Below are 749 nucleotides of genomic sequence, written 5' to 3'. Positions count from 1 at the left end.
ATCTCCATCTCTCAGCCCCTCAGTTGATTGCCCTTGAGGGCAATTGCCTTGTTGATGCGGTTGAAGACGGCGGCAAGGCTGAGATTGATGGCGAGGAAGCCCGCCATCAGGATGCCGATTGCTTCGAGGGTCTGCCCGGAATGGTTGATCGTCAGCGCTACAATCATGAAGAAGTCGGTGAAGCCCACCGCGATGCCCATCGTTGTTGCCTTCATCAGCCAGACATACTGGTTGGCAAGGATCGGCAGCATGGCGCGCAGCGCCAGCGGCAGTCGCACCAGCGTGAAGACCCGCCAGGGACTGAGGCCCAGGGAAAGGGCTGCCTCGACCTGGCCGGTGCCGACAGATTTGAAGCCGCCGCGTACGATCTCCGCGATGTAGGAGCCGCCATAGATGGCGATGGCGATCGCGAGGGTGGCAAACTCCGGTGGGATACGCAGGCCGCCTCTCAGATTGAGGCCTTGCAAAGCGGGGAAGTCGAGCAGCGGCGTATCCGGCAGACGTCCGAGGGCCAGAATGATGGCCGAGCAGGCAAGTGCCGCTGCGGCGGCGGCGAACTGGATGGTACGCCGCTGGCCGATTGGCTGGGCAAGGCGCGACGTCCTGCCCAGCCAGGCCGGCAGCACGATGGCCGCGATGACGGCCACCGTGGCTGCGGCAAACGCGGCACTGCCGACGTTCGGGAATGGAATGTAGAGCCCGCGGCTGGTCAGCAGGAAGCCCCAGGCTTCGTGAGCGCTGCGCGGCGT

General features: G+C 64.4%; 1 protein-coding gene. It reads right to left on the bottom strand.

What is annotated here, in order from left to right; all coding sequences use genetic code 11:
- Positions 1 to 11 precede the first annotated feature (11 nt).
- Positions 12 to 749, bottom strand: a 738-nt coding sequence (locus tag EN993_RS36425; RefSeq protein WP_127266286.1) for an ABC transporter permease subunit, incomplete at its 5' end; no start/stop codon positions are given.

Source organism: Mesorhizobium sp. M7D.F.Ca.US.004.01.2.1, assembly GCF_003997785.1.
Classification (GTDB): domain Bacteria; phylum Pseudomonadota; class Alphaproteobacteria; order Rhizobiales; family Rhizobiaceae; genus Mesorhizobium; species Mesorhizobium loti.
The sequence above is the reverse complement of the archived record's forward strand: the minus strand, read 5'-3'. Positions and strand labels throughout refer to the sequence as shown.